Consider the following 22,114-nt stretch of genomic DNA (forward strand, 5'->3'; position numbering starts at 1 on the left):
ATTTTTAAAATAGAGGAGTGATAGTTTGGATATACATCATTTAAAGATATTTTATGAAACATGTAATGAGAAGAGTTTTACTAAAGCAGCTAAAAAACTTTTTATAAGTCAATCAGCAGTTTCAATACAATTGAAAAAATTAGAACTTTCTATGTCAACACAATTAATAGAAAGAAATTCTAAAAGTTTTAAATTAACTTTTGCTGGAAAAGAGTTATATAGAATGTCACAAGATATCTTTAATAAAATATCACGTATGGAAAATGAAATGAAAAAAATAGTTGCAAATCATAAGGCTAAAATAGTAGTTGGTGCAACACATAATATAGGTGAACCAGTACTTCCTAAAATAATAACGGATTATAGTAAGAAATATAAAGAAGTCGAATTTGATCTATATATTAAAAATAGTACATCTTTAATAAAACATATTAAAGATGGAATAATAGATATAGCTATGATGGAAGAAGAAATAGTAGATGAAAAAGATCTTAAATTTGTTCAAACAGATACATACCCTTTTGTTGTTATAGCGCCACCTCATATAAAGAATATTGAAGATATTAAAGATATGAGTATGTTAAAAAAAGACACTCAACTTGCATCTAAATATATAGAAAAATTTGAAGAAATTATTAATCATACATTTGAAAGAAAAATAAGTGTTAATGGGAGTAATGAAACTATTAAAAACTTAGTTATGAATGGCATGGGTGTAAGTGTTTTACCATATTATTGTGTGTATGAAGAAATAAAAGAAAAGAAAATGAATTTAGTTCATGAATTTGATAAACTTGAAGATAAATTCCAATTAGTTTATCTTAAAGAAAATGAAAATAAGACTTGGATTTCAAACTTTGTTGAATTCTTTAAAAATTATAACATTAAATTTGAAACAGATAGTATAATAAAGAAAAAATAAATAATAAAAATCTTGGGGTGCTGTGAAAGGCTGAGATTATACCCATTAACCTGATACAGATAATGCTGGCGTAGGGAAGTATTTTTTTTGTGCTTAAAATATTTACTTCCTTTTGCAGAAAGGAAGTTTTTTTTATGAAAAAAATATTAGATACATTAATAAGGTATTATTTAATATTTCTTGTCCTTATAGTATGGCAATTACTATCTGGGCTTAGAATAGTTCCTAAATTCTTATTGCCTTCACCTATAGATGTGGTGCTTGCTTTTATTAAGGATTTTCCTTTAATAATGAAGCACACTAAATATACTATGGTAGAAGCCTTTACAGGATTTTTTTTGGGAACGTTTTTTGCTTTTGTTCTATCTATAATAATGGATAGGTTTGAATTTATGTATAAGACGACTATGCCTATGTTAATAATAACTCAAACTATACCTACGGTTGCAATAGCACCTTTATTAGTATTATGGCTAGGATATGGTATGAGTTCGAAAATATTACTTGTTATTCTTACAACCTTTTTTCCTATAACTGTTGCATTACTTGATGGTTATAGATCTGTTGATAAAGAAAGTTTGATACTTTTAAAATCAATGGGTGCATCAAAGGTTCAAGAATATATACATGTTAAATTGCCAAGTTCACTAAGTTATTTCTTTGCTGGATTTAGAATTTCAGTTTCTTATTCACTTATAGGAGCTGTAGTAGCAGAATGGCTTGGAGGGTTTTATGGATTAGGAGTTTATATGACTCGTGTTAGAAAGTCTTATTCTTTTGATAAGATGTTTGCAATTATCTTTTTTATATCAGCACTTAGCTTGCTGTTAATGACACTTGTTTCTAAATTAGAAAAATATATAATTAAATGGGAGGAAAAATGAAAAAATTACTAACTATCCTATTCACATTTATTTTAATAATAAGTTGTGGAACAAAAGAAATTGGAAAGATGGAGGATAAACCAAAAGAAAAAATTACTATAGTTCTTGATTGGGTACCTAATACTAATCATACTGGATTATTTGTTGCTAAAGAAAAAGGTTTCTTTAATGAATATGGTTTAGATGTTGAAATAGTACAACCTCCTGAAGGAAGTACAACTCAATTAATTGGTACAGGTAAAGCACAAGTAGGAATAAGTTTCCAAGATACATTAGCTAAATATTTTGCAGCTAAAGAAAAATTACCAGTTACTGCAATTGCAGCTATTTTACAACATAATACATCAGGACTTGTATCTTTAAAAGATAAAAATATTACATCATTTAAAGATTTAGAAGGTAAAACTTATGGAACTTGGGAAGATCCAATTGAACAAGCTATTTTAAATAAATTAATGGCTGATGAAGGTGCAAGTTTTGAAAAAGTAAATGTTATACCTTATTCATGGGATGTATTAAAAGCTTTACAAACTGATACTGATGCTGCGTGGATTTATTATGCATGGGATGGAATTGCTTTAAAAAATGCAGGTTTAGAATTTAATTTCTTAGATGTTAAAGTTGCACCAGAATTAGACTACTATACACCAGTTATTATTGCTAATAATGACTTCTTAGCTACACATGAAGAAGATGCTATGAATTTAATGAAAGCTATAGAAAAAGGTTACCTATATGCAATAGATAATGTTGAAGAATCAGTAGATATATTATTAAAAGAAGCACCAGAACTTGATAGAAACTTAGTATTAGAATCTCAAAAATGGATTAATGGTCAATATGTTGATGAAGGTGTTAAATGGGGACATATAGATTCAGGAAGATGGAATACATTCTATAACTGGTTATTCGAAAATGGATTACTTGAAAATACTATAGAAAAAGATTATGGATTTACTAATAAATATTTAGGAGAATAAAATAAAAACTTATGATAAAGTTAGAAGTTAAAGATTTAAGTGTTGTTTTTGATGGAAAGACTATAGTTGAAGATATTAATTTTCATGTAGATAGTGGAGAACTAGTAAGTGTTATAGGCCTATCTGGAAGTGGAAAGACAACTATATTTAATGCAGTAGCAGGGATTATACCTGTAAATAGTGGAAAGATATTATTAAATAATGAAGATGTTACAGGTAAAAATGGTAAGATGAGCTATATGTTACAAAAAGACTTGTTACTACAGTTTAAAAACGTTTTGGAAAATATTGCACTACCTTTAATAATAAAAGGCATGGGGAAAAAGGAGGCCTATGAAAAAGTTATGGCTAATCTTGAGACCTTTGGATTAGAGGGCCTTGAGAAAAAATATCCAAAAGAATTATCAGGTGGACAAAGACAAAGAGTAGCTTTTTTGAGAACATATATGTTTTCTGATGACATGAATTTACTTGATGAACCATTTTCAGCGCTAGATCTAATAACTAAAGCAAGTATACATAAATGGTATATGGATATTAGAAAGAAATTAAATTTAACAACTTTATTAATAACTCATGATATAGATGAAGCGATATTGTTATCTAATAGAATATATATATTGACTTTAGATAATGGTGTTGGGAAGATATCTAAAGAAATAAAAATAGATTTAGAAAATAGAAATAACACTACTATGGAATTTATAGAATTTAAGAAAAAAATACTAGTAGAATTAGGGAAAAAATAGTATAATAAGTATAGGGAAATAATCTCTATACTTATTTAATATATGGGTTTGAAAAAAACATCAAAAAAAATTATAAAAAGTGTTGACAAACTTTTTTAAATATGGTAATATAATTCTTGTCAATAGGACATGTAATAATGACGGTGTATAGCGCAGCTCGGTAGCGCACTTGCCTTGGGAGCAAGGGGTCACAGGTTCAAATCCTGTTACACCGACCATTATATGCGGGAGTAACTCAGTTGGTAGAGTGTCAGCCTTCCAAGCTGAATGTCGCGAGTTCGACCCTCGTCTCCCGCTCCATTTTTTTTTATGGTGGCCGTAGTTCAGTTGGTAGAGCGCCAGTTTGTGGCACTGGTTGTCGCGGGTTCAAGTCCCGTCGGTCACCCCATAATATATTTTATGCGCGAGTGGTGAAATTGGTATACACGCTAGACTTAGGATCTAGTGCTTCGGTGTGTGGGTTCGAGTCCCACCTTGCGCACCATTTTGTTAAAATGAATAATCATTTGAACAAACTAAAGACAGTAGGTATAAAGTAAATCCTACCGAGGTGAGTTCTGAGTATAATACATATATTGATAAAGTATATACTTTTAACCTCGCCCACTAATATTAGTGGTTTTTTTATTTATAAGGAGGTGAAACAATATGGCATCAAAAGCTAATATTGCAGCAGTAGAAATGTTAACTGAAAAATTAAAAGAGGCAAAGGCAGTTGTTTTCGTTGATTATAAAGGAATTACAGTTAATGAAGATACACAGTTAAGAAGTGAAGCAAGAAAAGCTAATGTAGAATATTTTGTAGCAAAAAATAGATTAGTACAAATAGCTTTAAAAAATGTAGGTTTAGATCTTGAGTTAAAAGAATTAGCTGAAGGTACAACATCATTTGCTTTAGGATTTGAAGACGGAGTTGCACCATCAAAATTAATCTATGATTTCTCACAACAATTTAAAGGTGAAAAATTAAAAATTAAAGGTGGAATTGTTGATGGAAAAGTAGCTGATAAAAATACAATAGAAGCATTAGCTAAGTTACCATCAAGACCAGAATTACTAGGTATGATAGCTTACGGATTATTATCACCAGTAAGAATGTTAGCAGTTGGATTATCTAACGTAGCAGAACAAAAAGAAGCATAATAATAAATATCAAGAATAAAATAGGAGGAATTAAAATGGCATTTAATAAAGAACAATTTATTGAAGATTTAAAAGCAATGACAGTATTAGAATTAAAAGAAGTAGTAGAAGCTATAGAAGAAACTTTTGGAGTATCAGCACAACCAGTTGCAGTTGCAGGAGGAGCAGTAGCTGCTGAAGCAGTTGAAGAAAAAACTAACTTTGACGTAGTATTAACAGGAGCAGGTGCTAATAAAATAGCTGTTATCAAAGAAGTAAGAGCAATCACAGGATTAGGATTAAAAGAAGCTAAAGACTTAGTAGATAACGGTGGAGCAGTTAAAGAAGGAGCTTCAAAAGAAGAAGCAGAAGATATTAAAGCTAAATTAGAAGCTGCTGGAGCATCTGTAGAATTAAAATAATAAATCATATAAAAAAATAGGGAAATAGACATCCGAAATACGTGATGTCTTTTTCCTCATTTATAACACACAATTCAAATTTCAAATCTTTTACTTTGATCATTTTTATATTTAACACATTATTTTCGGTGTATCAAGGTATATTTTTCATAGGAGGAAACTTAAAAAATGAATAACAAACTAATTAAAAGATATAGTTTTGGGAAAATTAAAGATAGGGGAGAAATGCCTAATTTTTTAGAGTTCCAATTAGATTCTTATGAAGATTTTTTACAAACTAAAAGATCTCATACTGCAAGAGAACTAAAAGGATTAGAAGCAATATTCCAAGAAACATTCCCAATAGAATCTGCTAATGGTACTTTAAAATTAGAGTATTTTGGGTATGAAATACACGATAGTGAAGCACCATTAAATGACGAGTTAGAATGTAAAAAAAGAGGAAAAACTTATTCAGGTCAATTAAAAGTTAATTTAAGATTAACAAACAATAAAACTGGAGAAATAAAAGAAACATTAGTACATTTTGGGGATATACCTTTAATGACTGATAAAGCAACTTTCATCATAAATGGAGCAGAAAGAGTTGTTGTTTCTCAATTACATAGATCACCAGGGATTACATTCAATAAAGAATTAAATATGCAAACTGGTAAAGATATGTTTATTGGTAAAATAATTCCATATAAAGGGACATGGCTTGAATTTGAAACAGATAAAAATGATGTTTTAAATGTGAAAATTGATAGAAAGAAAAAAGTATTAGCATCAGTATTCTTAAAAGCAGTTAAGTTCTTTGAAACTAATGCTGAGATTATGGATGAATTCTTTGAAGTTAAAACAATCAATTTAGCACCTATTTATAAAAAATATAAAAATATAGAAGATGCTAAAAGTGTTATTAGAACTGAAATAGAAGGTTCATTTGTAAATGAAGATGTAATAGATGAAAAAACAGGAGAAATAGTAGTTGAAGCTGAAAGCTTTATAGATGAAATTATAGTAGATAAATTATTAGAATTAAATACATCTGAAATTACTATTTGGGAAGTTAAACCTGAAGATAGAATGATAGCTAAATCAATTAAAGATGATCATACTAAATCATCTGATGAAGCTGTTGTAGAAGTATTCAAAAAATTAAAACCTGGAGACATAGTTACAGTAGAAAGTGCATATAACTTAATTATACCTATGTTCTTTAACCCTCAAAGATATGATTTTGCACCAGTTGGTAGATACAAAATCAATAAGAGATTAAAACTTGAAGGTGAAATTAATGAGCAAGATATAGTTCTTACTAAAAATGACGTAATTGCTACTATCAATTACCTAAAAGTATTATACAATGGTGGAGGAAGTACAGATGATATCGATAACTTATCAAACAGAAGGGTAAGAGGAGTAGGAGAGTTATTATCTATTCAAATTAAAGGTGGAGTTGCTAAAATGTCTAAAATGGTTAGAGAAAAAATGCAAACTCAAGATATAAATACTTTAACACCACAAAGTTTATTGAACACTAAACCATTAAATGCTTTAATTTTAGAATTCTTTGGAAGTGGACAATTATCACAATTCATGGATCAATCTAACCCACTTGCAGAATTAACTCATAAGAGAAGAATTTCAGCATTAGGACCTGGAGGATTATCAAGAGATAGAGCGGGATTCGAGGTTCGTGACGTTCATAACTCTCACTATGGAAGGGTATGTCCAATAGAAACTCCAGAAGGACCAAATATAGGACTTATTGCATCATTATCAACTTATGGTAAAGTAAATAAATATGGATTTATTGAAACTCCGTTTGTTAAAGTAAAAGATGGTGTTGCAGACTTTAATGATATTAACTATCTTGCAGCAGATGAAGAAGAAGGATTATTCATCGCCCAAGCGGATACAAATATAGATGAAAAAGGCAGATTACTAGATAATGAAGTAACTTGTAGATATGGTGATGAAATAGTTCACGTAAGAAAAGAACAAGTTGATTTAATGGACGTATCGCCTAAACAAATAGTTTCAGTATCAGCTGGATTAATTCCATTCTTAGAACACGATGATGCCAATCGTGCACTGATGGGATCAAACATGCAAAGACAAGCAGTACCATTATTAAAAACAGAAGCTCCTTATGTAGGAACTGGACTTGAAAGAAAAGTTGCTATAGATTCTGGAGCAGTACTTGTATCTAAAGTTAAGGGAGAAGTTACTTATGTTGATGCAAGTAAGATTATAGTAACAGATGAAAAAGGTGATGATCACTTACATAGATTATTAAACTTTGAAAAATCAAACCAAAGTATGTGTTTACACCAAAAACCAATTATAGATTTAGGTGCTAAAGTTGAAAAAGGTGACATCTTAGCAGATGGACCATCGACAGCTGGTGGAGACTTAGCATTAGGTAAAAATATATTACTTGCATTCATGCCTTGGGAAGGATACAATTTCGAGGATGGAATTTTAATATCAGAAAGATTAAGAAAAGATGATGTATTTACTTCATTACATATTGAAGAGTTTGATATTGAAGCAAGAACAACTAAATTAGGAGAAGAAGAAATAACTAGAGAAATACCAAATGTATCTGAAGAAGCATTACGTAACTTAGATAAAAACGGTATAGTTAGAGTAGGTGCATATGTTGAACCAGATGATATCTTAGTTGGTAAAGTAACTCCTAAAGGAGAAAGTGAACCACCTGCAGAAGAAAGATTATTAAGAGCAATCTTTGGAGAAAAAGCTAAAGATGTTAGAGATACATCTCTAAGACTACCACATGGAGTAAAAGGAACTGTAGTAGATGTATTAGTACTATCTAAAGAAAATAAAGATGACTTAAAAGCAGGAGTAAATAAAGTCGTTAGAATTTACGTTGCTGAAAAGAGAAAAATAATGGTTGGAGATAAAATGTCAGGAAGACATGGTAATAAAGGGGTTATATCTCGTGTGTTACCAGTAGAAGACATGCCACATTTAGAAGACGGAACTCCAGTTGACGTATGTTTAAACCCATTAGGGGTTCCCTCTCGTATGAACATAGGACAAGTATTAGAGGTACATTTAGGACTTGCTATTGGAGATATGGATAAATATATTGCAACACCAGTATTTGACGGTGCAACTGAAGAAGATGTTAAGAATTACTTAGAAGAAGCTGGATATCCTAGAACTGGAAAAGTTAAACTAATAGATGGAAGAACTGGAGAATATTTTGATAATCCAGTAACTGTAGGAAGAATGTACATGTTAAAACTACACCACTTAGTTGAAGATAAGATGCATGCTAGAGCAATAGGACCATATTCATTAGTCACTCAACAACCACTTGGAGGTAAAGCTCAATTTGGTGGACAAAGATTAGGGGAAATGGAAGTTTGGGCTCTTGAAGCATATGGAGCATCAAATATCCTTCAAGAAATGTTAACTGTTAAATCTGATGATATTAACGGAAGAACTAAGACTTATGAATCAATAATTAAAGGACAAGCAATGCCAGAAGCAGATGCCCCTGAATCATTTAAAGTATTAGTAAAAGAATTCCAATCTTTAGGATTAGATGTAAATCTATATAATAAAGAGGGAGAAAGAATAGAATTAGATAACAATTTCGAAGGATAAAAAAACTAGAATAAGGAGGCTCATATTCGATGAGTATAAGAGATTTTGATAGTATTCAAATTAAACTTGCTTCACCAGAAAAGATTTTAGAATGGTCTTTTGGAGAAGTAACTAAATCAGAAACTATAAACTATAGAACATTAAAACCAGAACCAGATGGACTATTCTGTGAAAAAATATTTGGACCAACAAAAGATTACGAATGTACATGTGGTAAACATAAAAAAATGAAAGATAAAGGAACTGTATGTGAAAAATGTAAAGTTACTATTACTACTTCTAAAGTAAGAAGAGAAAGAATGGGACACATTAAACTTGCAACTCCTATAGCTCACATTTGGTATTCTAAAGGAACTCCTAATAAAATGAGTTTACTTTTAGGAATTAGTACTAAAGAATTAGAAGCAGTTCTATATTTCTCTAGATATATAGTTATTGATGGGGGAAATACTGAATTCAAAAAATATCAAATTATTAGAGAACAACAATATAGATTATGTATGGAAAGTGATAAAAGTGGATCTTTCCGTGCAAAAATGGGAGCTGAAGGTATCTTAGAATTATTACAAGAATTAGATTTATCAGTTTTAGAAAAAGAATTAGAAGATGAAATTGATGGAGAAACTTCAACTCAAAAAAGAAAGAAAATGGTAAAAAGATTAAAAATAGTTAGAGACTTTATTACTTCAGGGAATAAACCTGAATGGTTAATCTTAACTATATTACCAGTAATACCTGCAGATTTAAGACCTCTTGTTCAACTTGATGGTGGAAGATTTGCAACAAGTGATTTAAATGATTTATATAGAAGAGTTATTAATAGAAATATTAGATTACAAAAATTAATTGAATCTAATGCTCCAGAAATCATGATTAGAAATGAAAAAAGAATGCTTCAAGAAGCAGTTGATGCTTTAATTGATAACGGTAGACGTGGAAAACCAGTTGTTACTCAATCAAATAGAGAATTAAAATCATTATCTAATATGTTAAAAGGTAAACAAGGAAGATTTAGACAAAACTTACTTGGAAAACGTGTGGACTATTCAGGACGTTCTGTTATCGTAGTAGGACCAAACTTAAAAATTCACCAATGCGGATTACCTAAGAAAATGGCATTAGAGTTATACAAACCTTTCTTAATGAGAGAACTTGTTAAAAGAAGTATAGCGACAAACGTTAAAACAGCTAAAAAAATGGTAGAAGAAGAAAACGAAGCAGTATGGGAATTAATTGAAGAAATTATCAAAAATCACCCAGTATTACTTAACCGTGCCCCAACTCTACATAGATTATCAATACAAGCTTTTGAACCAACATTAATTGAAGGTAAAGCAATAAGACTTCATCCATTAGTATGTTCTGCATTCAATGCCGATTTCGATGGAGACCAAATGGCGGTTCACTTAGTATTATCACCTGAGGCACAACTTGAAGCTAAGTTATTAATGCTTGCAACTAATAACATCATAGCTCCTTCAAGTGGAAAACCTATAGCAGTTCCATCTCAAGATATGGTTATGGGATGCTACTATATGACTAAAGAAAGAGCAGGAGAAATTGGTGAAGGTAAATACTTCTCAAGTATAGATCAATTAATCACTGCATTCCAAAATGAAAAAGTTGGAGTACATGCTTTAGTTAATGTAAGAATTAATGAGAAAATAATTAAAACTACACCAGGAAGAATAATGTTCAACCAATTATTACCAGAAGAAATTAGAAATTATGAAGTTACTTTCGGTAAAGGTGAGTTAGGTAAATTAATCGCAGGTCTATATGAACAATATGGATTTGAAAAAACTTGTGAATTAATAGATAAAATTAAAGAATTTGGATATCACTTTGCAACATTTGCTGGAGTAAGTGTTGGTATAGAAGATTTACAAATTCCAGCTGAGAAAAAAGCAATACTTGCTAAAGCAGATCAAGATGTAGTAGATATTGAAAATGCATATAAAGCAGGGGAAATTATTAATGATGAAAGATATAGAAGAACAGTTCAAGTATGGAATAAGGCTACAAATGATGTAACTAAAGCCATGATGGACAGCCTAGATCAATTCAACCCAGTATACATGATGGCAAACTCTGGAGCCAGAGGATCTATTGCGCAAATTCGTCAATTAGGAGGAATGCGTGGAATGATGTCAAATACTAAAGGGGAAATTATAGAAATACCTATTAAAGCGAACTTTAGAGAAGGACTAAACGTATTAGAGTTCTTCATGTCATCACATGGTGCGAGAAAAGGGTTAGCAGATACTGCCCTAAGAACTGCCGATTCAGGATACTTAACAAGAAGACTTGTTGATATCTCTCATGAATTAATAGTAAATAAAGAAGACTGTGGTTGTGGAAACCATGGAATAGAAGTTAGTGACTTAACTTATGAAGGAAAAGTTATAGAAAAATTAGAAGAAAGAATCTATGGAAGATTCTTAGCTGAAGATTTAGTAGATAATGGAGAAGTAATTGCTAAAGCTAATACTTTAATTACTAAAGATTTACTTGCTGAAATAGTTAAGAGAAATATAACTAGCGTTAAAATGAGATCACCATTAACATGTAAATTAGATAAAGGTGTATGTAAAAAATGTTATGGAATAGATTTATCTAACCATAAAGAAGTATTATTAGGGGAAGCAGTTGGAGTTATTGCAGCTCAATCAATTGGGGAACCTGGTACACAGCTTACAATGCGTACTTTCCATACAGGAGGGGTTGCAACAGGTTCAGAAGTACAATCTGACTATAAAGCTGATGAAGATGGAAAAGTTAAATTTGAAAATATTGAAACATTTACATATCCTGATGGAAGAGAAATTGTTGTTTCTTCAGCAGGTAAAGTAATTCTAGGTAAATATCGTTATGAAGTACCTTCAGGTTCAGTATTAAAAATTAAAGATAAAGAAAAAGTAACTAAAGGACAAGTTTTAATTGAATTTGATCCGTTCCAAACTCCAACAATTTCAACAGTTGCTGGACGTATAGAATTTAGAGATATCTATATTAAAGAAAATGTAGACGTTAAATATGATGTTACTGAAAGACTAGCTATTAAACCAATAGAAAGTACACAAGTTAAACCAAGAGTTATAGTTTATGATGATAAAGGTAAGAAAATCAAAGAATATGATATTAACTATGGATCATACTTATTATTCAGAGAAGGAGATATGATTAAACCAGGAGATATCATTTGTAAATTACCAAAAACTGGTGGAGGAAATAAAGATATTACTGGAGGTCTTCCAAGAGTTCAAGAATTATTCGAAGCTAGAAACTTAAAAGGTAAAGCAATCTTAGCAAATGTTGGAGGAAGAATTAAATTCTCTGATAAGACTAAGAAAGGTATGAGGGTTGTTGAAATACATGATATCGATAAAGATACTATGATAGAAGAATACTCAATACCAGCAGGAGAGCATTTAGTAGTTTCAAATGAAATGATAGTAAATGCTGGAGATAAATTAACTGAAGGACCTATATCACCACATGATATTTTAAGAATTAAAGGACCAGTTGAAGCTCAACAGTTCATCTTAGAATCAGTACAAGAAGTATATAGAAGCCAAGGTGTTACAGTTAATGATAAACATATAGAAATTATAGTTAAACAAATGTTCCAAAAAATTAGAATTAAAGAATCTGGAGATTCATTATTCTTAGAAGATGAATTAGTAGATAAGAAAGTAATAGAAAGAGAAAATGAAATCTTAATTGCTAAAGGTAAAAAACCTGCAATTTACGAACCAGTAATTCAAGGTATAACTAAAGCAGCTGTAAATACAGAAAGCTTTATATCAGCATCTTCATTCCAAGAAACTACAAAAGTATTAGCAAATGCTGCAGTTGAAGGAAAAGTAGATAGACTTGAAGGATTAAAAGAAAACGTAATTATAGGTAAGAAAATACCTGGAGGTACAGGATTTAAAAACTATAAAGATCTTAATTTAGATTTAGGTGAAGTTGAAGAAGAAATTATAGAAAAAATATAATGTATGAGGGGCTAGTCCCCTTGTATATTACTTAGGAGAGTAGCATGAAAGGAAGATTATTCATAGTTTCTGGACCATCAGGTTCTGGAAAGTCTACTGTTACAAAACTTGTAAGAGATATGTTAAATATCCCTTTAGCAATTTCAGTTACTACTCGTCAAATGAGAGTAGGAGAGGTTGATGGTAAAGATTATTACTTCATTACTAAGGAAGAATTTGAGAAAAAAATTGAAGAAAATGGATTATTTGAATATGCAAATGTTCATGGGAACTATTATGGTACTTTAAATTCTGAAATAGAAAAACATTTAGAAAATGGAAAGAATGTCATTTTAGAAATAGATGTTCAAGGTGGTGTAATTGCTAAAAGCAAAAGACCAGATTCTATCTTAGTATTCTTTAAAGCCCCTGATCTTATAGAACTTGAAAAAAGATTAAGAGGTAGAAAAACTGATAGTGAAGAAGTAATACAAAAAAGACTTGAAAATGCTTTAAAAGAACTTGAATATGAAAAAGATTATGATTTTACAATAATTAATTATGATGTTGAAGATTCTTGTAAACAGCTTATAGATATCATAGAAGGCTAAAGGAGAAAAACTATGAAAAGAGAAAAAATTTCAGTAGATGAATTATTGAAAAAAGTACCAAATAAATATGAATTAGCAATATTAGCAGGTAAAGCTGCTAGAAAAGAATTTATTGCTGGTATAGAAAAATATAAAATAATAGATAATGTTTTTGAAGATATTTTAGAAGAAAAAATAAAAATTGTTGAAAATGATTAATTTATAATCTTGACAATTTAGATTATCGCATTATACTTATATTATGGAGGAGTATATGTTTAAACTATCCGAAGATGAAGAAAAAATAATAAATAATGTCGATATAGTTGACCTTATAGGTCAATTTGTTGATTTAAATAAAGCAGGAGCAAGCTATAAAGGCTTTTCTCCATTTAAGAGTGAAAACACACCATCATTTTCGGTACATCCTGGTAAGAAAATCTTTAAAGATTTTAGTTCTGGAAAGGGTGGAAATGTAATTAGTTTTTATTCATATATTAAAAATATTTCATATTACGAAGCTTTAAATGAGCTTGCAAAAAAATATGGGATAAGTATAAGAAATAATAGCTCAAAATACATTATTAAAGAAAATGTTGGACATAAGATATTAAAAGATGCACTTATCTTTTTTAAAGAAAACTTTGAAAAATCAAAAAAAGCAAAAGAATATATGATAAAAAGAGGTTTTAATCTTAATGATTTAAATAAATATCAAATAGGATATGCTACTAAAGAATGGCATGGATTATATGAATATTTAAAAGAAAAATATGAAGTTGAAGAACTTGTAAAGTTAGGCATCGTAGCTGTTAGTAATACTGATAGTGAAAATATTTATGATGTATTTAGAGAAAGAATTATGTTCCCTATATTTAATAGACATCAACAAATTGTTGGTTTTGGAGGTAGATATATAGGACAAGATAATAATATTCCTAAATATTTAAATTCAACAGAAAGCTATTTATTCGATAAAAGTAGTGAACTTTATGGATTATTTAATAGAGGAATAGAGATAAAAGAAAAAAAATATGCAATATTAATGGAAGGTTTTTTAGATGTTTTAAGTTCACATATTAATACATTTAATAATTCTGTTGCATCACTTGGAACTGCTTTTACTGAAAAACAAGCTATGTTATTAAAAAAATATACTAATAATATAATAATAATGTATGATAAAGATGAAGCGGGTCAAAAAGCTACAAAATCAGTAATTAATATTTTAAATAAGTTAGAATTTAATATTAAATGTGCAACACTACCTGATGATGTAAAAGATCCAGATGAATATTTTAAAAAATATTCAAAAGATGAATTCTTTACAGTATTAGGTAATTCAATTGGAGCATTAGATTATGTAACAAAAATGAATTTAAATAATTTTGACTTTACACAAACAGCTTCAAAAAGAGAAGCTATTGAAATTATGAGGTCATATTTTGAAAGTATATCAAATGATATAGTATATAAAGATGAAATTAATAAGTTTTCAAAACTTATAAGTGTTGAAGTTGAGTATATATTATCAAAATATACTAAAAACGCTAAAAAGATTAATAAACATATTAATGTAAAAAAAGATACAGTAGTAGAAGTGGTAGAAGAAGAATCAAATCAAACTAAAGTTGAGAAAACTACAATTCAATTTCTATTACTAGGAAATGATGTAAACACTAAACTATATGATATACTTAAATCATTTGATTTTAAGAGTGAAAAATATAGAGAATTACATAAAAAACTTCTATCTGTAGATTACGATATAGCTAGAATATCATCTCTTACTTTAAATGAAGAAGAGGAAGAGTTTATGATAGATTATACAATAAACTATAACAATAGATTTACGGATGAAGATTACATTAGATTAATAAAAACTTGGTTAGAATTATTACTAAAAGAATATGAGGACTATATTAACATATTACCTATAAATGAAAAAGTAGTGGAAAAAGTTAATATTGCAAGATTACTCAAGAAACTTAGAAATATTGTTTTAGTTAATGATTTGTTGGAATGTTATGAAGAAATAATTGTTTTAAAGGGAGAATGAAATGGCGGCTAAAAACATAGATTTAAAAGAAAGTATATCTAATTTAATAAAGAAAGCGAAGGAAGATAAAATTATCAGTAGAGAAGAAGTTAATAAACTGATGAAAGATAATTTTTCTCAAGATAAAATAGATGCTACATTTTTTAAATTACAAGAAATGAATATAGAAATTGTAGATAAAATAGCCGACAAAAACAAAACAAAAAAAGATAAAGATAAAGAAGTAGAAAAAGTAAAAAAAGAAGATATAGAACCAGAAATAAATATAGATGATAAAGAAGTTGAAGCCCTATTAAATGAAGATTTAACATCTGTAAGTGAATCATCAGATGTTGATGAACCTATTAAAATGTATTTAAGAGAAATAGGTCAAATTCCTTTATTAAAAAGTGAAGAAGAATTTGAATTAGCAAGACGTATAGGTGAAGGTGATGAAAAAGCTAAACAACAATTAATGGAATCAAACTTAAGATTAGTTGTAAGTATAGCTAAAAAACATACAAACAGAGGATTAAAATTACTAGATTTAATTCAAGAAGGAAATATTGGATTAATGAAGGCAGTTGAAAAGTTTGAATCAGATAAAGGGTTTAAATTCTCAACATATGCTACTTGGTGGATAAGACAAGCTATTACAAGAGCTATAGCTGATCAAGGTAGAACAATAAGAATACCAGTGCATATGATAGAAACTATAAATAAAATAAAGAAAGCATCAAGAATACACTTACAAGAAACAGGAAAAGAACCTACTGCAGACTATTTAGCTAAAACAGTTGAAATGCCAGTAGAAAAAGTTAAAAATATCTTGGAAATGAACCAAGATCCAATATCACTTGAAACACCTGTAGGTAGTGAAGATGATTCTGAATTAGGAGATTTCGTAGAAGATGATAAATTCTTAAATCCTCATGAAGCAACTGTTAGATCAGTATTAAAAGAAAAGCTTAATGAAATACTTAAAAAAGAGCTTAATGAGAGAGAAGAACAAGTACTAAGATTAAGATATGGACTTGATGATGGAGCTCCTAAAACATTAGAAGAGGTTGGAAAAATATTTGATGTAACTAGAGAAAGAATACGTCAAATTGAAGTTAAGGCTATAAATAAATTAAAAAATATTAAAAAGAAAAAAGGTCTTGAAGACTTTAGAAACTAGAGTGATTTGAATCACTCTTTTTTTGTTTAAAAATATTATTTAAAAAATTTTAATTTTATGATATACTATTTTTGTGGGGATAAGATATATAAAAGGGGATAAATGAAAAAATATTTTTTGTTAATGTTAATTTTAGCTATAAATTTATATAGTAATGAAGGATTAGCTATTGGGGATAATTCTATATCGATTGGAAGTAGTGTTGCTACAGGTAGAAATTCTATAGCTATAGGGAAAAATTCTGCAGCTGTTGGTAATGATGAAACTAAAGATAGTGTAGTAAGGAAAATAGAAGAAAATAGGGTAAAGCTTACAGAAATTGAAAATAAGGAAAAAGAGATTAAAAATTTAAATATTAAAATAGAAGAAATAAATAAAAAGTATAAGGAAATAATTGAAGCAGGTAAAAGAGTTGAAACTGTAAATTTAGCAAAAGAAAATGCAAAAAGTAAATGGAATAATAAAGAAAATGAGTATAATGATTTAGTAAAAAATAATGAAGAATTTTTTAGGGTACATAGAAATAAAATAGAAGAATTAAATAGTAAATTAAATGGACTTGCAAAGATAAATGATATAGACATTACAACTAAGGATGGTTTAAATTCTGCAGCGACAAGATTTAAATCAATAGTCGAAGAGGGGACTGAACTAAGATTAGAACTAGAATTCTATAAAGAATATATACAAAATTACTATAAAGCATTAGGGGATTTAAGAAAAAATGAAGTAAGTTTTACTAAAATGTCTGCTGAGGTATATAATTCAAGATTAAGTAGTACAAGTGAAACTGTTATTAATCCTTATGAAATAAATGCTTTTTCTGTATATATTGATGGAAAAGAAGTAGATGGAAAAGTAGGTTTTGATAGTGTGTTTAATGGAGTTAAATATCAAAATGGTTCTATAGTAAGTACATCAAATAATGATGTTACATTACATAAAGATGCATTTAGAAATGTTTCAGAAATACCAGAACACGATATTACTTTAAAATCTATAAAAACAGGTTTAACTACATTAGAGGAATTTGAAAACGCTAAAATAGCTTCGCTAAAATTTAAAAAGGCATTTAGGGAATATTTTGATAAAAATAACAATAAAATGCTTTTTGAGGAAGACAAACAGATACTGTATAGAAAGTTGGATTTAAAGGTTGATTATTATGTTAAAACTAATGAAATTACATATTATCAGTACATGTACGAGAAAGATGGAGATAAAACGTGGCTAGACAAGAAAAGTGCTGCAATAAAAGAGTTATCTACTATTAAGGCTGAAAATGAAAGTATACAATATTCTAATGAAACAAATTCAATAATAGTTAAAATATATAATAATATAAAAGAATGGAAAAAAACAAATATTATAGATATTATTGAAAAGAATAAAATAACTATTCAGAAATTAAATGAAGAATTGGAAAAAGCATTAGGAATAAATAAAAATGCTATAATTGAAAGAGAAACTTTAATAGCAAATGTTAAAAAAGAGGTCATGAGATTAAAGAATATATATGATAATATAAATCCTGATCCTAAAGATTTGGCTTTAATGTCAGAATATAATAAAGTAATAGAATTGCTAGAAAAAGAAGAAATTGATTTGGCAGAAGCTATAAAGAGATTAAAAGAATTGAAGGATAATTTAGTTTTAAATGATTTAAAAAATATTGGAGAAAATAGTATTGCAATTGGTGTAGAAAATATAGTTGCAGGAAGAGATTCAATGGCTATAGGTAGTTCAAATACTATATTAGGTGATAATATTGTTGCAATAGGTAATAACATTAATGTAGGTAGAGGTGTTAGTGACGCAATAGTTTTAGGGGATAATTCTACAGCTATATCAAATACTCTTTCTATAGGAAATGAAAATAATTTAAGAAAATTGGTATTTTTACAAAAAGGTGATGTATCCCAAGAATCAAATGAAGCTATAAATGGATCTCAATTATTTGAAATTATAAATGCTAAAGAAGGAATAATAAATAAAGAAGCTTGGATTAAGGCTTTAAATATTAATGCTAATATCAACGAACCTAATAATAAGTTGGTAACTGATAAAGATGTAAAAGAATATATAGAAGGAAAAGGATATATAACTGAAGGAGACTTAAATAATAAAGCAAATATTGATGGAAGTAATATAGTTAAAGATAAATTTACGAAGTCTTTAAATGAGGGTGCAAATATTAGTATACCAAAAGATGTTTTAGTAACAGATAAACAAGTTAATGAATACATAGAAGCTAAGGGTTATATTACCAATGCAGATTTAAATGATAAAGCAAATATTGATGCTAGTAATATAAATGTGGATAAATATATTGAAAATTTAAATAGAGATTCAAATATTAATGAACCTAAAAATAAATTGGTAACTGACAAAGATGTAAAAGAATATATAGAGGGGAAAGGATATATAACTGAAGGAAAGCTAAATAATAAAGCTAATATTGATGGGAGTAATATAGTAAAAGATAAGTTTACAAAAGCATTAAATGAAGGAGCAAATATTACTGCACCAAAAGATGTTTTAGTAACAGATAAACAAGTTAATGAATATATAGAATCTAAAGGGTATATTACTAGTGGAGAAATAAATAATAAAGCAAATATAGATGCTAGCAACATTAATGAAGTTAAATATATAGAAGTTTTAAGTAAAAATTCAAGTATTAGTAATCCTAAAAATAAATTGGTAACCGATACTTTAGTTAAATCTTTCCTTACTGAAAACTATATTTCTAAAACAGAAACAGGAAATATAATAAGTGAAAGCTTAAATATATTAAATGGAGAAAATAGAATAGTAGGGAAAAGTGATTTAAGTATAGAAATAGCTGAAAATTCAATAAAAGAAAAACATTTGGATAAAAATATATTAAAGGATATAAAAGGTAGTGTTAAATATGATGATGATAAGAAAAATAGTATAAGCCTAGGAAGTAATAATATTACTGTAAATATAAAAAATGTTTCTAAACCTATACATGATAATGATGCAGTAAACAAAAAGTATGTTGATGAGTTGCTTAACTCTAATGTTAATGTAAATAATACTGTTGGAATTAAAAAAGCTAACTCAGGTGTAGCAAGTGCAATAGCACATGGTAGCATACCTTTTAATAATTTAAAAAAAACTCATTCTATTGGAGCTTCTCTAGGTTACTATAATAAAGAAGTAGGGGTAAGTTTAGGCTATTCAGGTATGTTTAAAAATGTAGGGGTTAAAGGTAGTTTAGGATTTAACAGTGGATTAGAAGTTAGTGCAGGATTTGGGATTTCATATACTTTTGGCGATATGAATAATAAAGAAATAATATTTAATCAAACTGAATGTAGATTTGATGATGATAAAGAAGAAATAGAAAAACTAAAAAATGAACTAAATGCTTTAAGAGAAGAATTAAAAAGTAAAAAAATAGAGAATATAGTAGTGGACAAATTTGAGTTTGATAGTTTTGAATTAAGTAAAACTAATAAAGAGAAAATTGATAGTCTTTTAAAAAAGATTAAAGATGAAGAGTTAATTGTAATTGGACATACTGATATTATTGGAAGTGAAGAATATAATAAAAAACTTTCACTATTAAGAGCAATGGAAGTAAAAAAATATATTTTAAATAATCATAATATATCTGAAAATAGAATAATGATTTTAGGTGATGGAGAAGGTAATCCAATTAGTGAAATAGATGAAGAAAACAGAAGAGTTGAGATTATAATAAAATAAACACAGAGAAATCTGTGTTTATTTTGATTTTCTTGGTATTAAATATAACTAATGTTGCAATTATCTTACCTAATGTATTTGCTGCAAGTGATGGAGAAAATAACATTGCAAATCCATAAGAAACAGCAAATAAAAAAATAATTAATTGTATGATATTAATCCCATTTATGCTATAATATGAAAAGTATAGGAAATAAAGTGTTGTAAATAAAAATGCAAAGATAAATACCCATATTATTAAATATAGAGATAAATATGGCAATACAAATATTATTATTCCCATAATTAATGACATAAAAATATTGCTTAATGAAAAAAGTATAAAATAGTACTGATAGAACTTATTAGATGTAATCCTCCTATAATTAAAGCATAAGTCTTTAATGTTTCAAATGGATTCATCCAAATGAATATACCAAAAATTACATATATTATTGCAACAATAATATTAAAAAAATTATTCATTTTAGCCTCTTTTTTTATTTATTATAGCATGTAAAAAAATATTTGACAAATATTTAAAAATATGATATTATTTCATAGTAAATGAAAATACTAGCAAGTTCTAGTATTGTAAAAGTAGAATTTTGATTCTCACCTTTCCATAGCGTTTAGTATGCATAGGCTTAATATGAGTTGGGTTATTAATATTAAATATATATTAGACACAGTCTAATAGTTTTTTATTGATATTTTGAGAACAAGATTTTATCTTGTTTTTTTATTACAAAAATATAGGAGGTGTTCTTTATTAAAGGAACGAGTAAAACTGATGGAACTAGAATCAATGATGAGATTAGGGCTAAAGAAATAAGATTAATTTCAGAAGAAGGTGAACAATTAGGAGTAATGACTTTCCATGAAGCTTATGATATAGCACAAGAAAAAAATCTTGATTTAGTAGAAATGTCTTCAAATAATGGTGTATCAGTATGTAAAATAATGGATTACGGTAAATATCGTTATGAGAAATTAAAAAAAGATAAAGAGAATAAGAAAAAACAAAAAAATACTGTAATTAAAGAATTAAGAGTTAAACCTCATATCGATACACATGATATGGAAACTAAAATTAATCAAATTGAAAAATTCTTAGAGAAAGAAAACAAAGTAAAAATCAGTTTAAGATTATCAGGAAGAGAAAAGCTACATTCAGAATCAGCAGTTAAAGTGTTAGATGAATTTGCTGAAGTCTTCGAAGATAAAGCTATAGTTGAAAAAAAATATGGAAAAGAGCAATTACAAAAATTTGTAATGCTTTCACCTAAGAAATAGACAAGAGGAGGAAAAATTATGCCAAAGATGAAAACACACAAAGGAGCAAAAAAAAGAATTAAAGTTACAGGAACAGGTAAATTCGTAGTTAAACATTCAGGAAAAAGCCACATCTTAACTAAGAAAACACATAAAAGAAAGAAAAGATTAGGACAAGACCAAGTATTAACTGGTGGAGCAGCTAGAAAAGCATCTAGATTATTAGCAGGACAAGAAGGAAGATAATAACTTATAAGGAGGAAAGAAAATGCCAAGAGTAAAAACTGGAATAGTAAGAAGAAAAAAACATAAAAAAGTATTAAATGAAGCAAAAGGATATAGAGGATCTACAAAAACTAATTATAAAAAGGCTAATGAAGCTGTTAAAAAAGCTATGGCTTATGCAACAGAACATAGAAAATTAAAGAAAAGAACAATGAGAGAATTATGGATAATCAGAATTAATGCAGCAACTCGTGCTGAAGGATTATCATATTCTAAATTCATGAATGGATTAAAGAAATTAAACATCGAATTAGACAGAAAAGTTTTAGCAGAATTAGCTTTAAACAACTCTGCAGAATTCAAAGCTTTAGTAGACAAAGTAAAAGCATTATAATATATAAAA

Annotated in this window: 18 protein-coding genes, 4 tRNA genes, 1 riboswitch and 1 other annotated feature; of the genes, 20 read left to right on the top strand and 2 right to left on the bottom strand. The window is 28.2% G+C overall.

Annotated elements, in window-relative coordinates; all coding sequences use genetic code 11:
• The first annotated feature begins 25 nt into the window (after positions 1 to 25).
• From GM111_RS00215 to GM111_RS00295, 17 genes are all read left to right on the top strand, one after another.
• A complete protein-coding gene (locus GM111_RS00215) occupies positions 26 to 922 on the top strand; it encodes a LysR family transcriptional regulator (RefSeq protein ID WP_156298889.1) in 897 nt (298 codons plus the stop codon).
• A 3-nt stretch (positions 923 to 925) separates the two neighbouring features.
• Positions 926 to 1,016: riboswitch (TPP riboswitch) on the top strand.
• 40 nt (positions 1,017 to 1,056) lie between these two features.
• Positions 1,057 to 1,806 (top strand): ABC transporter permease, encoded by a 750-nt coding sequence (locus GM111_RS00220; RefSeq protein WP_156298890.1) that lies wholly within the window; start codon positions 1,057 to 1,059, stop codon positions 1,804 to 1,806.
• Positions 1,803 to 2,786, top strand: a complete 984-nt coding sequence (locus GM111_RS00225; protein ID WP_156298891.1) for an ABC transporter substrate-binding protein — start codon at positions 1,803 to 1,805, stop codon at positions 2,784 to 2,786. The genes GM111_RS00220 and GM111_RS00225 overlap by 4 nt, the downstream gene beginning before the upstream one ends.
• Before the next feature lie 11 nt (positions 2,787 to 2,797).
• Positions 2,798 to 3,535 carry an ABC transporter ATP-binding protein gene (locus GM111_RS00230; RefSeq protein WP_156298892.1) on the top strand — a complete coding sequence of 246 codons (738 nt, stop codon included), beginning with the start codon at positions 2,798 to 2,800 and terminating at the stop codon, positions 3,533 to 3,535.
• 141 nt (positions 3,536 to 3,676) lie between these two features.
• Positions 3,677 to 3,753 (top strand) — tRNA-Pro (locus tag GM111_RS00235).
• Between the two features lie 6 nt (positions 3,754 to 3,759).
• Positions 3,760 to 3,835: transfer RNA gene (locus tag GM111_RS00240), tRNA-Gly, on the top strand.
• Between the two features lie 12 nt (positions 3,836 to 3,847).
• Positions 3,848 to 3,923: transfer RNA gene (locus GM111_RS00245), tRNA-His, on the top strand.
• Between the two features lie 13 nt (positions 3,924 to 3,936).
• Positions 3,937 to 4,019 (top strand) — tRNA-Leu (locus GM111_RS00250).
• A gap of 13 nt (positions 4,020 to 4,032) precedes the next feature.
• Positions 4,033 to 4,169: a sequence feature (ribosomal protein L10 leader region), on the top strand.
• Positions 4,170 to 4,183: 14 nt separating this feature from the next.
• A complete protein-coding gene (rplJ, locus tag GM111_RS00255) occupies positions 4,184 to 4,678 on the top strand; it encodes a 50S ribosomal protein L10 (protein WP_156298893.1) in 495 nt (164 codons plus the stop codon).
• Positions 4,679 to 4,713: 35 nt separating this feature from the next.
• On the top strand, positions 4,714 to 5,079 hold the full coding sequence (gene rplL / locus GM111_RS00260; protein WP_156298894.1) for a 50S ribosomal protein L7/L12: 366 nt from the start codon (positions 4,714 to 4,716) through the stop codon (positions 5,077 to 5,079).
• A gap of 168 nt (positions 5,080 to 5,247) precedes the next feature.
• Entirely contained in the window at positions 5,248 to 8,706 is a 3,459-nt protein-coding gene (gene rpoB / locus GM111_RS00265) for a DNA-directed RNA polymerase subunit beta (protein ID WP_156298895.1), read from the top strand.
• Between the two features lie 29 nt (positions 8,707 to 8,735).
• Complete coding sequence (gene rpoC, locus GM111_RS00270) at positions 8,736 to 12,707, top strand: DNA-directed RNA polymerase subunit beta' (RefSeq protein WP_156298896.1); 3,972 nt, start codon at positions 8,736 to 8,738, stop codon at positions 12,705 to 12,707.
• Positions 12,708 to 12,751: 44 nt separating this feature from the next.
• Positions 12,752 to 13,297 carry a guanylate kinase gene (gmk, locus tag GM111_RS00275; RefSeq protein WP_156298897.1) on the top strand — a complete coding sequence of 182 codons (546 nt, stop codon included), beginning with the start codon at positions 12,752 to 12,754 and terminating at the stop codon, positions 13,295 to 13,297.
• 12 nt (positions 13,298 to 13,309) lie between these two features.
• A complete protein-coding gene (gene rpoZ / locus GM111_RS00280) occupies positions 13,310 to 13,495 on the top strand; it encodes a DNA-directed RNA polymerase subunit omega (protein WP_156298898.1) in 186 nt (61 codons plus the stop codon).
• A gap of 55 nt (positions 13,496 to 13,550) precedes the next feature.
• Entirely contained in the window at positions 13,551 to 15,335 is a 1,785-nt protein-coding gene (gene dnaG, locus GM111_RS00285) for a DNA primase (RefSeq protein WP_197034416.1), read from the top strand.
• Between the two features lies 1 nt (position 15,336).
• Positions 15,337 to 16,494, top strand: coding sequence for an RNA polymerase sigma factor RpoD (gene rpoD / locus GM111_RS00290; protein WP_156298900.1), 1,158 nt, complete (start codon positions 15,337 to 15,339; stop codon positions 16,492 to 16,494).
• A gap of 102 nt (positions 16,495 to 16,596) precedes the next feature.
• Complete coding sequence (locus tag GM111_RS00295) at positions 16,597 to 20,232, top strand: OmpA family protein (protein ID WP_156298901.1); 3,636 nt, start codon at positions 16,597 to 16,599, stop codon at positions 20,230 to 20,232.
• Here GM111_RS00295 and GM111_RS08125 read toward each other — a convergent pair.
• Together GM111_RS08125 and GM111_RS00300 are read right to left on the bottom strand one after the other, a co-directional pair.
• Positions 20,219 to 20,527, bottom strand: a complete 309-nt coding sequence (locus GM111_RS08125) for a hypothetical protein (RefSeq protein ID WP_197034417.1) — start codon at positions 20,525 to 20,527, stop codon at positions 20,219 to 20,221. The two genes, GM111_RS00295 and GM111_RS08125, sit on opposite strands and share 14 nt — an antisense overlap.
• An 11-nt stretch (positions 20,528 to 20,538) precedes the next feature.
• A complete protein-coding gene (locus GM111_RS00300; RefSeq protein WP_156298902.1) occupies positions 20,539 to 20,697 on the bottom strand; it encodes a DUF308 domain-containing protein in 159 nt (52 codons plus the stop codon).
• A gap of 276 nt (positions 20,698 to 20,973) precedes the next feature.
• On the opposite strand from GM111_RS00300, the gene infC reads away from it, so the two are divergent.
• The 3 genes from infC to rplT are packed head-to-tail and all read left to right on the top strand — an operon-like array spanning position 20,974 to position 22,105.
• Positions 20,974 to 21,507 (top strand): translation initiation factor IF-3, encoded by a 534-nt coding sequence (gene infC, locus GM111_RS00305; RefSeq protein WP_197034418.1) that lies wholly within the window; start codon positions 20,974 to 20,976, stop codon positions 21,505 to 21,507.
• An 18-nt stretch (positions 21,508 to 21,525) separates the two neighbouring features.
• Complete coding sequence (rpmI, locus tag GM111_RS00310) at positions 21,526 to 21,732, top strand: 50S ribosomal protein L35 (RefSeq protein ID WP_156298903.1); 207 nt, start codon at positions 21,526 to 21,528, stop codon at positions 21,730 to 21,732.
• A gap of 22 nt (positions 21,733 to 21,754) precedes the next feature.
• Positions 21,755 to 22,105: a 50S ribosomal protein L20 gene (gene rplT / locus GM111_RS00315; protein WP_156298904.1), complete on the top strand. Its 351-nt coding sequence runs from the start codon at positions 21,755 to 21,757 to the stop codon at positions 22,103 to 22,105.
• The last annotated feature ends 9 nt before the right edge of the window (positions 22,106 to 22,114 follow it).

Source organism: Streptobacillus canis (assembly GCF_009733925.1).
GTDB classification, from domain to species: Bacteria; Fusobacteriota; Fusobacteriia; order Fusobacteriales; family Leptotrichiaceae; genus Streptobacillus; species Streptobacillus canis.

Excerpts from the sequence above, each read along its gene's own strand:
- GM111_RS00220 (WP_156298890.1), top strand. The coding sequence starts at position 1,057 with ATGAAAAAAATATTAGATACATTAATAAGGTATTATTTAATATTTCTT.
- GM111_RS00225 (WP_156298891.1), top strand. The coding sequence starts at position 1,803 with ATGAAAAAATTACTAACTATCCTATTCACATTTATTTTAATAATAAGT.
- GM111_RS00230 (WP_156298892.1), top strand. The coding sequence starts at position 2,798 with ATGATAAAGTTAGAAGTTAAAGATTTAAGTGTTGTTTTTGATGGAAAG.
- rplJ (WP_156298893.1), top strand. The coding sequence starts at position 4,184 with ATGGCATCAAAAGCTAATATTGCAGCAGTAGAAATGTTAACTGAAAAA.
- rplL (WP_156298894.1), top strand. The coding sequence starts at position 4,714 with ATGGCATTTAATAAAGAACAATTTATTGAAGATTTAAAAGCAATGACA.
- rpoB (WP_156298895.1), top strand. The coding sequence starts at position 5,248 with ATGAATAACAAACTAATTAAAAGATATAGTTTTGGGAAAATTAAAGAT.
- rpoC (WP_156298896.1), top strand. The coding sequence starts at position 8,736 with ATGAGTATAAGAGATTTTGATAGTATTCAAATTAAACTTGCTTCACCA.
- gmk (WP_156298897.1), top strand. The coding sequence starts at position 12,752 with ATGAAAGGAAGATTATTCATAGTTTCTGGACCATCAGGTTCTGGAAAG.
- rpoZ (WP_156298898.1), top strand. The coding sequence starts at position 13,310 with ATGAAAAGAGAAAAAATTTCAGTAGATGAATTATTGAAAAAAGTACCA.
- dnaG (WP_197034416.1), top strand. The coding sequence starts at position 13,551 with ATGTTTAAACTATCCGAAGATGAAGAAAAAATAATAAATAATGTCGAT.
- rpoD (WP_156298900.1), top strand. The coding sequence starts at position 15,337 with ATGGCGGCTAAAAACATAGATTTAAAAGAAAGTATATCTAATTTAATA.
- GM111_RS00295 (WP_156298901.1), top strand. The coding sequence starts at position 16,597 with ATGAAAAAATATTTTTTGTTAATGTTAATTTTAGCTATAAATTTATAT.
- GM111_RS08125 (WP_197034417.1), bottom strand. The coding sequence starts at position 20,527 with ATGTCATTAATTATGGGAATAATAATATTTGTATTGCCATATTTATCT.
- GM111_RS00300 (WP_156298902.1), bottom strand. The coding sequence starts at position 20,697 with ATGAATAATTTTTTTAATATTATTGTTGCAATAATATATGTAATTTTT.
- rpmI (WP_156298903.1), top strand. The coding sequence starts at position 21,526 with ATGCCAAAGATGAAAACACACAAAGGAGCAAAAAAAAGAATTAAAGTT.
- rplT (WP_156298904.1), top strand. The coding sequence starts at position 21,755 with ATGCCAAGAGTAAAAACTGGAATAGTAAGAAGAAAAAAACATAAAAAA.